Genomic DNA, 14,633 nt, shown 5'->3' with positions numbered 1-14,633 from the left:
CTTAATACCCCCATTCCACGCGGTTGAGCCGCTGCTGAATCACTGTGACGATCATAATTAGAATGAAAAGTATAACCGCGATTGCGGACGCGTAGCCCATGTCTTTCGTCTGGAAAGCGGTTTTATAGATGTAATAGGTGAGCACGTTTCCCGAATTTTCCGGGCCGCCCAGCTTTGCGAGTACCTGAAACTGTGCGAACATCTGGAAGTGGGAGATAATCGTCATGGCGACGACAAAACTGACGGTTCTTCCCAGAAGAGGAAGGGTGATGTAGAAGAATTTTTTCACCATGCCCGCGCCGTCAATTTCGGCCGCTTCATAAAAGTCAGAGGGAATTCCGTCCATACCCGCGGAAAACAGGATGATGTTATATCCAATATCCGCCCAGAGAGTGAAAATAATGATGGCGGGCATCACATAACTGGCGGTTCCCAGCCAGTTTACCGGGGAGAATCCGAAAAAGGTTTTCAGGAAATTGTTGATTAGGCCGTATTTTGTTGCGTAAAGACCGCCCCACACCACACTGGACGCAATCAGCGGCGCCACGCAGGGCATGAAGAATATTACACGAAAAAAGCTTCTGAGCTTCGGCCACGGCAGCATACTGATTAGCTGTGCAAGCACAAGGGTAATGATTATATTCAGCGTAACGGTAATGCCGACGAATACAAGGGTGTTTGTGGTGGATTTTAGAAAAATTTTATCCGACATCAGCTTACCGAAATTTTCAAATCCAATAAAATGGTTGATGGTTCTGAGTGGATTGTAGTCAAAAAAGGAAATTGCAAAGCCGCCTACAATGGGCAGTACGAAAAAGACTGCCAGTAAAAGAAAGATTGGTAGCAGCACAAAATAGACAAAACGGTTGTTTTTCACGGGTTGATCCTCCTTAGAGAGACGGCGGGCTCTCTTTCCGTTCAAAAGCCCGCCGTATTTTTATGCGCAATTATTTTTCCGCGTTCATTGTGCTGTCAAGTTTATCAAGTGCTTCAGCAACAGGAGTCTTGTTGTTGACAATGTCAATAAAGGTGTTTTTCACGTTTTCCTTCAGTTTATCCGTGTTGAAATAACCAATAAACTTACCGCCGTCCAGAATGTCTACCAGCGGTTTCAGATAAGGCATTGCCTTCAGCAGCTCCGGATTGTGGGCCGCGGTTTTGGAAGCGGGCACCATTCCGCAGGCGATGTTGTAGTCAAGCACTCTCTGCGGGTCGGTCCAGAACTCCACGAATTTCCAGGCGGCTTCCTGTTTTTTGGAGGAGGCGTTTACCGCCAGTCCCCAGCCGGTTTCTGCTGCGAACAGCTTTTTGTCGCCATAGAACGGCATGGCGACGTACTCAAAATCCTTACCGTATTCCAAGCCGTCAACATGAATTCCTTCGGAAACCGTCCACGGCCCGCGGGGAACCATCAGCTCCTCGTCGCTGGTGAAAAGCTTCTGGTAGGGTTCTGTTTCGCTCGCGTTGGTCAGACCGTCCAGATTGGTGATTTTGTCAACTGTTACATAGTTCACCAGCTTCTGCATGGTTTCCACGCCAACCGGATTGTTGAAGTTGAATTTGTCGCCTTCCATGTATTTGCCGCCGGAGGAGAGGATCATGGACAGCCAGGTGTAGGGCAGGGTATCCCATCCCACAAAGTCAAGTCCGCGCAGGTTGTAAACCGCGCCGTCGGAGGATGAATTTTTCTTGGCAATGTTAATCATGTCGTCCCATGTGGTGGGGTACTGGATGCCCAGTTCCTTGAATTTCGGAGTGTTGACCAGCAGCCCGCCGTATTCAATGTTGAATTCGAGCGGAACGCCGTAGTATTTTCCGTTGTAGCCGAAGGAACCGAGGACTGGCTCGTAGCTGTCCGCCTTAACTTTCTCCATGTATGTATCCGGTACTGCGGAAAAAGCTCCGGTCTTGGCGTAATCAATGGCCCAGCCGCCCCACAGCTGATAGACGTCTGCTCCGCCTTCCTTGCTCAGCAGAGAGGTCTGCGTTTTTGATTCAAACTCGTCATAGGGAAAAGATTCGCGTACAACTTTAATGTCGGGGTTTGCCGCTTCAAAATCCGCGATCATTTTATCCTGAGCTGGATTCCAGTTTTCGTCGATATGGGACCACAGGGTAATCGTGGTAGTGGCGCCCGACTTGTCTGCGGCCGAGGAATCGGAGTTTGCAGCGGGTGCGCCGCAGCCGGTCAGCAAAGAAGCTGTCAGAGCAACGGCAAGTACACAAGATGTAAACTTTTTCATTTCAGTCCTCCATTGTTTGAATTTTGTTGTATCTTACCTGCAGGAGCAGGATGAACCAAAGTAACCGGATTAAATGGACAGCTCTTTGAAATAGGTCAGGAATTCCTTGTTTTTGTTCAGCATTTCCTGAACCATCTGTTTGGTTTCCGCCATGGAAAGCACGGCGGAGGTTAGCGGGTCAAACAGAACCGCCTGGAAGACCTTCCACGGGTCTCCTTCGATTGCGCCGTCAATCGCCAGTTCTTCGCAGCGGGAAGAGGTGTTGACCAGAATCGCAAGGTTATCCGGCAGATTACCGACGTGGAACGGGCGAATTCCCGCGCGGGACGCCAGAACGGGTACTTCTACGCAGGCGCCGTTCGGCAGGTTGTCTACAAGGCCGAAGTTGCGGAGATTTCCGTTAAACTCAAACGGGGTATGGTCTCCGAACACGGCGTTAAAGATATTGGATGCGTATTCGTCGCCCCTCTTGAGGTCGATCTCCTCTTCATCCAGCATCTTCTGGAATTCGCTTTCCCAGGAGCTCTCTCTTTTCAGATACTCATCTAATATGTAGGCGTGAACACCCGGGTTCCAGCCGGTGCCGTGGGTGCAGTATTTTTCAATCAAATCCGGGCGTTTGCGGAACCACGCGTTGTACTCGGAATTATGCCCGGAGGATTCGGTGGGGTAATAGCCCAGATTGAGGAACATTTCGGATCTGACCGGTTCTTCCGCCGCGACTTCCGGCTTTTCCAGCACTGCTTTTTTCAGCAGCGGCAGCGCGTCCTGACCGTTCCAGTCCATCTTCAGATAAAAAGCCTGATGATTGATGCCGGCACAGGTGTAGGTCAGTTCTTGCGGTTTCGCGCCGATAAAACCGGCAAGCATTTCCGCGGTTCCCTGTACGCTGTGGCACAGGCCGGTCACGTTTACTTTGGTTTGGCGCTGCAGGTATCCGCACAGAAGAGCCATGGGGTTTGTGTAATTCAGAACAATGGCGTCCGGGCAAAGGACTTCCACATCACGGATGATGTCCAGCATAACGGGCGCGGTTCTTAAAAACCGGAAGATACCGGACGGCCCTCTTGTATCGCCGACACAGATATCAATGCCGTATTTTTTAGGAATCTCAATATCGTGGCGCCATACGTCGACCCCGCCCTGCAAAATGGTAATCAGGACGCCGTCCGCGCCCTTCAAGGCCTCGCGGCGGTCCAGAGTGGCCGACACTTTCGCGGGGTAGTTGCCTTTTTCAATTATTTTTTCCACTGCCCTCTTGGAATAGGAAAGCCTTTTGGAATCGATATCCATCAACGCGATTTCACAGTCACGGAACGCGTCAAAGGTAAGGATATCACGAACTAGGTCTCTTGTAAATTCCAAGGATCCCGAGCCGATGAAAGCAAACTTTTTTGACATATCACATACTCCTATTCGCGGTTGTAAATGAATCAATTAGTGAAACAACAATTTGTTTTCTTAACAACCTGAAATCATTATAGCCTTGAAAAATTGGTTTGTAAATCACATTTAATAAAAATATCGCTATAGATCATATTTTTGTAATTAATTTTAATAATTATATTTAGATTATGTGCAACATTACAACGATGTTTATGAAAATTATAATAATATTTTAGTAAACAAAATACAAAACATTGCATTTTACTTTCTGCTATCTTAAAAAGGTAAGAATAATTCCAAAAATTCAATCTTTTTTAATTAAAATTTCGAAAATATAATCCTAATTTTTTTCTTATGTCCATCATTTAGTTTAGATTGACATTTTATTGGCGAATGTTTATAATTTGTTTAGCAAACAAGTGCGCATTGATAGGAGGAACGTAATGTCGACAATCAGGGATGTGGCAAAGTATGCGGATGTTTCCATTGCCACCGTATCGCGAATTTTGTCAGAGGATGAAAATTATAAGGCGACCGAGAAGACGCGGAACAGGGTAAAGGACGCCGCCGCCGCTCTTCATTATTCTTATAAAAGAAGACTGCCGAAGGTGCAGGCTAAAAATATCTCCTGTATCTTGTCCATGACCGCCGAAAAATACGCCGATCCATATTTTTCATCTATTTTATCGGCGCTGGAAAGCAGGCTGCTGGAACACAACTGCATCATAACGACGGTGCGCAACTACAGTGAACTGAGCAATCCGCAGAAGCTGGACCTTACCTTTGGGCGGGATCTGGACGGACTGGTCATTATGGATGACCTGCCGGAGGACGCTTTCCGCTACGTCTGCAGCCGCGTCAAATATGTGGTTGGCTGCGACACGGCGTACAGCAATCTGGACAATATCGGTTTTGATTTATTCAACGCCTCCGTGCAGGCCGTGAATCACCTGATTGACCGGGGTTACCGGAAAATCGCTTATGTCGGCGGTGCCAACCTAAAGGATTTCCGCAGCGACAAACGGCAGATTGCCATCCGCTCCACGTTGGACCTTGCCGGGCTGGAATATCGTCCGCAATGGATGATGGACTGTAAATGGGATATCGGAGTATGCCTGAACTACGTCCGCGAGCTCTTGTCCGCGCCAAAGGAAGAACGCCCCGACGCGATCTTTGTAGGAAATGACACGCTGGCTTCCGCCGTACTTCCTTTAATAAAGGAAATGGAATTTACCGTTCCGGATGATGTTGCGGTGATCGGCTTTAATAATGACTCGATTTCCTCCTATACTTTTCCGGGACTGACAACGATTTCCGTGCCCGTTCAAGAAATGGGGAAGACCACCGCGGATGTTTTGTACAGCCGTATGTGCGGGGATTCCGGCATGGTTCGGAACATTGTGTTTCCTACGGAACTGATTGTCCGTTCCTCCACCTGAATTTCATAAATGAATGAAAGAAACGATGCTGCATTTTTGCAGCATCGTTTGTGTTATAATAACCTTACAATGCAGACAGAGGCAAAGTTTAGGAAAAATCAGAGAAACGGAGGTGCGCGATGAATATACACGAGCGGGTAAGTACCGGGCTGGGCGGCTTTGACCGGGTAATCGACAGCCTGAGGCTGGGGGATAACGTGGTTTGGCAGGTGGACGCCGTGGCCGATTATCAAAAAATGGCGGAGCTGTTTGTCAGGCAGGCAAAGCAGGACCGCAGAAAACTGATCTATTTCCGTTTTGCCGCACATGAGCCGATTCTCAGGGATGACCCAGAGATCACTGTTTACCGGGTAGGAGCGGACAAAGGGTTTGAAGGCTTTGTGGCGGAAGTCTACAGCCTGGTAAAGAAAGAGGGCAGAAAAGCCTTTTATGTCTTTGACTGCCTGACCGATTTGTTGGAATACTGGCATTCCGATCTGATGATTGAAAACTTCTTTAAAGTGATCTGCCCGTTTTTGTACGAACTGGACACGGTCGCCTATTTTGCCATTAAGAGAAATATCCACACCTACAGCACCATCGCCGGTATCCGTGAGACCACGCAGCTTCTGCTTGACCTGTACCGGGTAGGCGGTAAGTTTTATATTCATCCGCTCAAAGTGCTGAAACGGTATTCTCCAACGATGTTCTTTCCGCATCTGATTGAAAATGAGGAAGCCGTTTCCATCACGTCGAGCGCGGAAGCCGCGGAGCTCTTTTCCGGAATCAGCAGGGGGGAAGAGCGGCTTGATTACTGGGACGTCATTTTTAACCGGGCAAAAGAAGCTGTCCACCTTGCCACGGAGCAGCAGGAAGAAATCAAAAAGAGTCTGATGACCATGCTGATCGGCGGAAAATCAAGAATGTTTGACCTTTGTGACCGTTATTTTACGCTGAATGATATTCTAACGATTTATTCCAGAGAAGTCGGCACAGGGTTCATTGGCGGGAAAAGCGTCGGCATGCTGCTTGCCAGAAAGATACTGGAACAGGACGGCGAAAACAGGTTTGCTCCGTTTCTGGAATCCCACGATTCCTATTACCTCGGTTCCGATCTGTTTTATACCTACCTTGTCCAAAACGGGCTGTGGAAGCTTCGCATGAAGCAGAAAACGGAGAGCGGGTACTTTCAATATGCCCCGGAGCTGAAAGAAAGGCTTCTGCACGGCAGGTTTTCGGAAACCATTCAGGAACAGTTCCTGCAAATGCTGGAACATTTCGGCCAGTCGCCGATCATTGTGCGTTCCAGCTCCTTGCTGGAGGACAATTTCGGAAATGCCTTTGCGGGAAAGTACGACAGCATTTTCTGTGTGAATCAGGGAACACCGGAAGCGCGCTATGAAGCCTTTGAGCAGGCTATCCGCACTGTCTACGCCAGCACTATGAATGAAGACGCGCTTTCGTACCGGATCAGCAGGGGCCTTTCCGAAAAAGACGAGCAGATGGCGATTTTGGTTCAGCGTGTTTCCGGGGATTATCACAGGGAAAACTATTTTCCGCATATCGCGGGCGTAGGAAATTCCTCCAACCTTTATGTCTGGGACAAAAGCGTGGATATGGAAGCCGGTATGCTGCGTCTGGTGTTCGGGCTCGGTACCCGGGCGGTCGACCGCACCGTCGGTGATTACGTTAAAATCGTCTGTTTGGACGATCCCATGCGCAATCCGCCGGCGGATTATGAAGATTTGGAAAAATTTTCGCAGCATTTTGTAGATGTTCTTTCTCTTGAGGAGAATACTTTGACCAGCCGCAGTCTGGAAGAAATCCTGTCCAATGATATTCATACGGATAAGGAGCTGTTTGCGGGGCCGGACTACCGGGCGGCCGCGCGGCTGCGCGAACTCGGTTATACGGATAGAAAAGCGCCGCATGTCCTTCACTTTGAAAAGCTGCTGAAATCGACTGATTTTCCGCGCGTTATGAAAGAAATTTTGGCGCTGCTGTCAGACGTGTACGAGTATCCTGTGGATATTGAATTTACGGCGAATTTCAGGGACGACCGGCATTTCAGGGTCAATCTTCTGCAGTGCCGGCCGCTGCAGACAAAAGGTCTGGGCCAGTCTGTGGAATTTCCGATACTGGCGGATGAACAGGACTGCTTTTTTGCTACGGAGGGAAATTTTATGGGGGGAAACGTGCATCTTCCCATTGATTATGTGGTGTATGTGCAGCCGAAGGCGTATCTGAACCTTTCCGAGCAGGACAAATATATGGTTGCCAGACAGATTGGGACGATCAACGCCTCGCTCAAAGGAAAAAATGCAATGCTGATCGGCCCGGGAAGATGGGGGACGACCACGCCGTCTCTGGGGGTTCCCGTGCATTTTTCGGAGCTTTGCAATATGTCTGTGATCTGTGAAGTGGCATCCCAACAGGAGGGGTTCCTGCCGGAACTGTCTTACGGAAGCCATTTTTTTCAGGATCTGGTGGAAACGGATATCTTTTATGCGGCGATTTTCAACGGCCAGAAAAATGTGATTTTTCATCCGGAACGGATTCTGGAAAAAGACAATCTGTTTTCTGCTGTTTTGCCGCAGAACGGGCGCTTCAGCGACGTTATCCGAATAGTCCGCACCGACGGCATGGAAATTTTTTCAGACATCGTCACACAGCGCCTTTTGTGCAGATAATATAAGCTGACAATGTACAACGGAGATGTTTTCCCAAAGCCCATGGTCGCTTGAACTCCCGCGGGGCATCTGCTATAATATGGTAGACCGTTTATTTATTATTCGGACAAATTAAAAGGCATTTAGAAACAGTGAAAGAATTGTAATGGGATATGCTAAGAACTGATGGAAACAATAAGAGAGAAGGATTACTATGGATAATGAATTTATTACCTTTACCATCGGAAAACAGAAAAAAATCGCTTTAATTGCCCATGACGGAAAAAAGCAGGAATTGATTGACTGGTGCGAAAAAAATCAGGATGTTCTGAAAAATCATTTCCTGTGCGGTACCGGCACAACGGCCAGAATGGTGACCGACCGGACAGGCCTGCCCGTCAAGGGTTACAACAGCGGCCCTCTCGGCGGCGACCAGCAAATCGGCGCAAAGATTGTGGAAGGAAATATCGATTTTGTGATTTTCTTTTCCGACCCGCTGGAAGCACAGCCGCACGACCCTGACGTAAAGGCGCTGCTGAGAATCGCTCAGGTGTACGATATTCCGATCGCAAACAATAAGGCGACCGCTGATTTTCTGATTAATTCCAGCTACATGAATCAGGAATACGAGCATCAGGTTATTAATTTCAAACAAAAGGTTATTGACAGGGCAAATGTCAAGAGCCAATCCATTCAGTAAGGGAGCATCAATGCGGAAATGATTACGGTTAAAATACTTTTAGACAGCGTTGAAAAAGTAAAGAATTTTACTTCCAGCATCAACAATGAGGAAGTGGATTTTGAAATTATAGAGGGAATGCATATTGTGGATGCAAAATCCATTATGGGAATTTTCAGTATCGATTTGTCAAAACCCCTCCAGCTGAACATTCATTCCGACGACAGGAGAATTCTGGACAAAATAAAAGACTTTATCATTGAGTAATATGCAGGAATCCCCTAAATACGGACATCTTTGAACCACAGAGAAATCATCCGGAAATAAGCAGTACCCGACAAGGCTGAATCGCCTCGTCGGGTACTTTTTTTGTTAAGCCGCGCTTATTCTCCGCATTTGTCGGCATGCTGGTGCTCATGGCAAACCGAACCGGTGGATTTTAAAGTTCCCTGTAAATAGCTGTTTACGGCGTTTTTCGCTTCTCCGGTTGCTCCGGTAATCACTTCAATGCCTTTTTCATTAAAAATATCACTGGCTCCTGCGCCCATGCTGCCGGAAATGATGACCTTTACTCCGCGGTCGTTCAGAAAATTCGGAAGAAAACCGGGCTTGTGCCCCGGATTCGGAACAAACACACTGTCCGTAATCTGCCCGTTTTCTGTTTCAAAGATGGCAAATCCTTCACAATGGCCGAAATGCTCGGTAACCAGTCGGCCTCTGTCTTCGCTTGCAACTGCAATTTTCATTTTTTGTCTCCTCCTGTTTTAAAATGGGTTTTGCTCTATCGTATGTTATGGTCTTATGCTCGAAAAATATTGTAGTATAATTATGGGCATATGTCAATATCGTATAAAGTATTTTATAGCAAAAGGCCGAAAGGAATTTCCTTTCGGCCTTTTGCTATATAGGGATTGCCGTTTTATTTGTTAATCTCGCCGAATCGGCAGCAGTTTCTGTGGCAGAATTTGCCTTTGCAATTCCTTTTGCAGGTCACTTGTTTTGACCCGCAGGACGGGCAGGCGTATTCCCCGCTGCGGATGGACGCAAGGTTTTCAAAGCTTTCCATCCATTCTTTTCCGCATTCCAGACAGCTTACCGGGCAAATATTTCGTGTGAAGTTTCCACCCTCCACATGAATGGTTTTTCCGTTAATCAGGCTGTCCGCGATTTTCTCTCGTGCAGAAAGCAGGATGCGCTGAAAAGTCGGACGGGATACCTCCATTTTTTCGGCACATTCCCCTTGCTCCAAACCCTCCAGGTCTTTCAACCGGACTGCTTCCAGCTCTTCCAGCTTCAGAACATTCTCCGGTACCTCAGCAACCTCTGTTTCGGAAGGAACAAAATAGGGGACTGTTGGGATGTTTTCAATTTTTCTCCACTTGGTTGGTCTTGCCAAAACAATCAGCTCCAGTTCCCGGCGGTTCACGCGCGTCTTATCCATCAGTTTACAGGCATGGAGGCCGGTTGTCAATATCCTGCCGAACCAGATCCGGCAGGCGGAGCGTTAAACCCCGAAAAGCTCTGCCAATGCCGGGCGGTTAAGGTTTACCCCGATTACGCACAAGCGGCCGGTATAGTCGGGCGCAATGGGGTGAAGTTCGAATTCTTCCGGGACAAAGTCAAACTGTACCCAGTTTTTTTCACTCACAGGAAGAATCCCTTTGGCGCGCAGCACCGTTCCGTATTTTTCAGACTCAGAGAGTTTTTTTAGCATATTTTTGATTTGTTCTTCAGAGAAGAGATGCGGTGTTTCCATACCCCAGTTTTCAAATACATCGTCGGCATGATGGTGCCCTTCACAGTTGCAGTGGCCATGTCCGTGTTCGGTGCAGTGACCGTGGTGATGCACAGATTCAAAAGCTTCTTCCTGTTGAATCAGCGGGGTGGAACCTGTTTCTTCCGCTGCCGCCAGAATGGTTTGAGCAGACAGTTCCTCCCAGGGTGTAGTCATGATTTTTGCGGAAGGGTTGCACTTTCTGATGTCATTGACCACTTCGGACAATTTGGCCTGATCGATCTTCTGGGTCCTGCTCAAAATAATTGTTTTTGCGCACTCAATCTGGTTACTGTAAAACTCCGAAAAGTTTTTGATATACATTTTGTATTTTATTGGATCGACAATTACTGCTTGTATATTGATTTCACTGTCCGACTGAGCGATGACCTTTTGACAGGCGGCTGTAATGTCGGAAAGCTTGCCGACGCCGGAGGGCTCAATGATGACTCTGTCCGGGTGGTATTTTTTCAATACATCCTTTAAAGCAGCGTCAAAATTGCCTAAAAGAGTACAGCAGATACAGCCTGCGTTTATTTCCCGAATCTGAATACCGGAGTCTTTCAGGATTCCTCCGTCAATTCCGATCTCACCGAATTCATTTTCAATAATCACAACTTTTTCAGAAGAAAGCATTTCACTCAAAAGCTTTTTAATCAGAGTGGTTTTTCCGGAACCCAGAAAGCCCGAAATAATATCGATTTTTGTGCTCATTCCATTTCCTCACTTTCCTGTCATGGAATTCTGGCCGACGTCCCGAAGCCGGTGCAGCCGCCCGTCGGGAATGCCAACGGCCGCTGCGTCAGTAGGTGAAATAAATATACTCCTGCTTCGCTTTTTCCGATTTTTCAATTTTGGTCACATAGCAGACCGGCATCGTCTGCCCCTGGTAGTTTTCAATCTTGATTTCCCCGGTTACCCAGAGCCATTCGCCGTCCTGATACTGGGAAGCCGCGCTGCTGCGGCACAGAACCCCGCAGGGCTGCAAATCGGCGGCACAGCAGACCATGGCGTAACGCGCCGGGACAAATTCGCTGGCTCCGAACGTGCTCATGCGGAAAACCTGCCCTTTCATCTTTAGGGTTTTTCCCTCGTACTTTTTCATATTTTCATTGATGTCCTGATACCAGCTTGCGAACTGTTCGTCGGTGACGGTAATGACTCCGTTTTCATCCTCTCCGGGCACGTTGGAGGAAGGCGAGGAAACCTCAATTCCAATATCGTCTTTGCTGGTTGCGGTGTCCGGAATCACCGTTCCCTTGTCCTGTGAAGACGCAGAACTTTGGGAAGTCAGGCTGTCCCGTGTGTTTCCGGTAGAAATTCCGAAGGAAATTGCCTGGCTTTGTACCGCTCCGGTTGGAATCAGCAAAGCGGTAAGGACGGGAATCACCAGGAGTATACTTTTCAGTGGCTTTGCGTTGTGTTTTGGAATGGACGAATAGCGCAGCGTAACGACGCCAATCACAAAAAGAAAGCCCGCGGCAAACCAGAGGAATCCAAACAGACGGGGATGAATATAATTGGAAGCTTTGCCTGAAATCAAAGTATAGGCAAACACAACAGACAGCATGAAGCAAATCAGCGCCTGAAAAATCAGTTCTGAATTACCTTTTCTCTTCATAATTTCCCCCCTGCCGAAAAAACGGAAAACAGCAAAAAGACCGGGAATGCGATCGTCAGCAAAGTGCAAGCCAATCTTACGATAAAGATCTTTTTAAAATTGCTGCTCAGCATCAGTAAATTGGACAAATCCAGCATCGGACCCATCACAATAAAGCCCATGACTGCCGTAATAGGGAAAATATTCAGAAAGCTTCTGCCGATAAACGCATTGGACGTGGAGCAGACCGACATAAAAAAGGCGGCCAGAAGCATCAGAATCAGCGGGAGAATGATCCGGGACCCCGTGCTTCTGAAAGAGGAGACGGGAATCGTCTGCTGCAGTACGGAGCAGACGAAAGCGCCAATCACAATATATTTGCCCATGCTGAAGAATTCCTGACCGGCAATCAGAATCACTGATTCAAATTTTGCCGCCTTGCCGCTTCCCTGCACATTGGCCGTTACCGCAGAACAGGAGCAGGCTGCGGAAAATGTCAAAAAAACATCTTCGGAACGAATGTGTGAAACATTCAAAATAAAACCGGCAAGCAATGCAATTACCGATCCCAGAAGGACTCGGTACAGCGCGTATTGGGGCTGTCCCGGGAAAGCATAGAGTGTTGAGATAATTGTGACGGGGTTCACAGAAGGGGCTGCCAGCATGAAAACCATTGCTTTTGAAAGCGGCACCCCTTTTTGGGTCAGCCGTGAAGTGATCGGGATGATACCGCAGTCACAGATGGGAAAGAACAAGCCGGATACTGCGGCCAGCGGGTATCCCAGCCATTTATGGCCGGTATACATGCGCACCAGTGTTTCATCGGAAACAAAAACCTGTAAAAGTCCGGAAACCAATGCCCCAATTAGTAAAAACGGCACGGCTTGCATCAGAATGCCGATAAAACTCATGTTAATGCTTTTTACAATGGGCGGAGCATTCAGAAAAAAATGGATGGAGATTAAGTAAAGGGTAATCAGTCCCCTGGCAATGCCGATTCTGTTTCTTTTGAGAGTACCGGCCGCTCTTTGTATTTCCTCCGGCTTTAAAATCGAAGCGGTGCAGTGCTCAACGGATTCATCTGTAAAACAGATCTTGGCTGTGCGGTTGCAGCTTCTGACCGTCGCTTTCAGCGTGTCGGTATCTGCGGAACATCGGTTCAAAAAGACTGCATCCGCGTTGCCGAGCTGATTCAGCATCATATTTCCCGTATTTTTTATATACATCGGGAAGGTGGACGCTTCCGCACAGAATAAGATGCGGTCAATCCTGTAGTCGGAAGGCAGACGTACGCGAAGCAGCTGCTCAATCGGCCACGTCCCGTTGTATTCAATCAAGATCAGATCTGGGTCAAGCTCTTCTTTCATCTTGGTAAAGAGCCCTTTGCGGATTTTTTCCGGATGTTCAATCTGTGCAAGCACCACATCTTTGCTTGCCATTGAAGCGGCGCGGAATTCCGTCAGCCCTTCTTCACACTGGATAATCACAATCCGGCGGTATTGCTGCATGTATTCCTGTTCCAGTATGTTTTGAATCAGCGTGGTTTTTCCGCTTTCCAGAAAACCGCAGATAATTTCAATCTGTGTCATGGCTTTTCAGCCCCTCTTGCGGATAACCAATCCATCCATTCTTCTGTTATCATAAGATTCCTCCGTATGAATTTGCGGTTCGATCAAGACGCTAAATGCAAATGATTATCATTTGCATTTAACATTATTGTAATAGAGGCATCGTGTTTTGTCAAGCTGTCCCCGCAGATGCACAAAGTGTGTATTTCACCGGTTTATCCCCGCTGTTCTGCGGAAAACAGGCGCATTGCGCCTTTATACGGCAAGAATAAAATGCTGTACCGCCAGAGAGGTGACCGAAAGCACCGCCCAGCAGAGAAAACCCAGAAGAATCGGCTTGCCGCCGCTTTTTACCAGTTTTACAAGATTGGTGTTCAGACCGATTGCCGCCATCGCCATAACAATGACGAATTTGCCTGTCTGGGCTAAAAAGCTGCCCATACCGGCGGGAAGGACAAGGAAAGTATTGATGACCGAAGCGAGGATAAATCCCAGCACGAACCACGGAAATATCTTGGTAAAACGGTAGCTGCCCTTTTTGTTTGCCGCGTTCTTTCTGCCGGTGTAGACTGCCAGCACCAGTGTAACGGGTACGATCATCAGGGTTCTTGTCAGCTTGACGATGACCGCCAGATTCCCGGCCACGTTGCTGAACGTGTAGCCCGCGGCGACCACGGAAGACGTGTCGTTGACCGCGGTGCCCGCCCAAAGACCGAAGCTCTGATTGCTCATGCCGAGAACATGTCCCAGAAAAGGAAACAGAAAAGCTGCGATCACGTTGAACAGGAAAATAGTCGAAATGGAGTGCGCGACTTCGTCGTCGTCCGCGTGGATGACCGGCGCGGTCGCGGCAATTGCCGACCCGCCGCAGATGGCGGAGCCGACCCCAATCAGTGTTTTGGTGTTGCCGTCCAGCTTTAAGAGCTTTCCTGCAAAATAGGCGGTCAGAAATGCCGCTGTCAGGGTAAAGGCCATTAATACGAGCGTCTGTTTTCCAACCTTAAAAACGTTGAACAGATTCATCTCAAAGCCCAGCAGGATGATGGAGTACTGCAGCAGTTTTTTGGAAGTGTAGCTGATTCCGCTGTTCAGTTGCTCCGGCCTTTTCCAGAAAGCCAGCAGCATTCCGAACAAAATTCCCAGTACAGGGCTTCCAACGACGGGAACCATTTTCCCAATCAGCCACGCAGGAATGGCAATTGCGACTGTCAGCGCAATGCCCGGCAGCTTTGTTATAAATATTTTCATTCTATTCTCTCCTTTGCCGTTTTATCATACGCCTTGACTATCAATTAG

13 protein-coding genes are annotated in these 14,633 nt (G+C 48.1%); 4 read left to right on the top strand and 9 right to left on the bottom strand.

The annotated features are described in order from the left end of the window. Position 1: 1 nt before the first annotated feature. The 3 genes from J5W02_RS04805 to melA all read right to left on the bottom strand — a co-directional run bounded on the left by J5W02_RS04805 (position 2) and on the right by melA (position 3,644). Positions 2-877, bottom strand: coding sequence for a carbohydrate ABC transporter permease (locus tag J5W02_RS04805; protein ID WP_219964548.1), 876 nt, complete (start codon positions 875-877; stop codon positions 2-4). A 70-nt stretch (positions 878-947) separates the two neighbouring features. Beyond that, complete coding sequence (locus tag J5W02_RS04800; protein WP_219964547.1) at positions 948-2,243, bottom strand: extracellular solute-binding protein; 1,296 nt, start codon at positions 2,241-2,243, stop codon at positions 948-950. Positions 2,244-2,312: 69 nt separating this feature from the next. After that, the gene (melA, locus tag J5W02_RS04795; protein WP_219964546.1) at positions 2,313-3,644 is read right to left on the bottom strand and encodes an alpha-galactosidase; all 1,332 of its coding nucleotides are present in this window, start codon (positions 3,642-3,644) and stop codon (positions 2,313-2,315) included. A 428-nt stretch (positions 3,645-4,072) separates the two neighbouring features. Here melA and J5W02_RS04790 point away from each other — a divergent pair, with 428 nt between their 5' ends. From J5W02_RS04790 to J5W02_RS04775, 4 genes are all read left to right on the top strand, one after another. After that, positions 4,073-5,068: a LacI family DNA-binding transcriptional regulator gene (locus J5W02_RS04790; protein ID WP_219964545.1), complete on the top strand. Its 996-nt coding sequence runs from the start codon at positions 4,073-4,075 to the stop codon at positions 5,066-5,068. A gap of 119 nt (positions 5,069-5,187) precedes the next feature. Beyond that, positions 5,188-7,737, top strand: a complete 2,550-nt coding sequence (locus J5W02_RS04785) for a PEP/pyruvate-binding domain-containing protein (protein ID WP_219964544.1) — start codon at positions 5,188-5,190, stop codon at positions 7,735-7,737. A 193-nt stretch (positions 7,738-7,930) separates the two neighbouring features. Continuing rightward, positions 7,931-8,416, top strand: coding sequence for a methylglyoxal synthase (locus J5W02_RS04780; protein ID WP_219964543.1), 486 nt, complete (start codon positions 7,931-7,933; stop codon positions 8,414-8,416). Between the two features lie 18 nt (positions 8,417-8,434). Beyond that, on the top strand, positions 8,435-8,662 hold the full coding sequence (locus J5W02_RS04775) for an HPr family phosphocarrier protein (RefSeq protein ID WP_219964542.1): 228 nt from the start codon (positions 8,435-8,437) through the stop codon (positions 8,660-8,662). Between the two features lie 116 nt (positions 8,663-8,778). Here the strand turns inward: J5W02_RS04775 and J5W02_RS04770 are convergent, their stop codons facing one another. The 6 genes from J5W02_RS04770 to J5W02_RS04745 form a co-directional block, all read right to left on the bottom strand. After that, positions 8,779-9,141, bottom strand: a complete 363-nt coding sequence (locus J5W02_RS04770; protein WP_219964541.1) for a NifB/NifX family molybdenum-iron cluster-binding protein — start codon at positions 9,139-9,141, stop codon at positions 8,779-8,781. A 173-nt stretch (positions 9,142-9,314) separates the two neighbouring features. After that, positions 9,315-9,791 carry a DUF134 domain-containing protein gene (locus J5W02_RS04765; RefSeq protein ID WP_219965268.1) on the bottom strand — a complete coding sequence of 159 codons (477 nt, stop codon included), beginning with the start codon at positions 9,789-9,791 and terminating at the stop codon, positions 9,315-9,317. A gap of 108 nt (positions 9,792-9,899) precedes the next feature. Further along, positions 9,900-10,883 (bottom strand): CobW family GTP-binding protein, encoded by a 984-nt coding sequence (locus J5W02_RS04760; RefSeq protein ID WP_219964540.1) that lies wholly within the window; start codon positions 10,881-10,883, stop codon positions 9,900-9,902. Positions 10,884-10,971: 88 nt separating this feature from the next. Beyond that, complete coding sequence (locus tag J5W02_RS04755) at positions 10,972-11,790, bottom strand: TIGR03943 family putative permease subunit (protein ID WP_219964539.1); 819 nt, start codon at positions 11,788-11,790, stop codon at positions 10,972-10,974. Continuing rightward, positions 11,787-13,358, bottom strand: a complete 1,572-nt coding sequence (locus J5W02_RS04750; RefSeq protein WP_219964538.1) for a permease — start codon at positions 13,356-13,358, stop codon at positions 11,787-11,789. Before J5W02_RS04750 ends, J5W02_RS04755 begins: the two co-directional genes overlap by 4 nt. A 234-nt stretch (positions 13,359-13,592) precedes the next feature. Further along, positions 13,593-14,585, bottom strand: a complete 993-nt coding sequence (locus tag J5W02_RS04745; RefSeq protein WP_219964537.1) for a YeiH family protein — start codon at positions 14,583-14,585, stop codon at positions 13,593-13,595. Between the last annotated feature and the right edge of the window lie 48 nt (positions 14,586-14,633).

Source organism: Caproiciproducens faecalis, from assembly GCF_019448085.1.
In the GTDB taxonomy this organism is placed as follows: domain Bacteria; phylum Bacillota; class Clostridia; order Oscillospirales; family Acutalibacteraceae; genus Caproiciproducens; species Caproiciproducens faecalis.
Note: the sequence above shows the minus strand (reverse complement) of the source record. Positions and strands in the feature narration are given on the sequence as shown.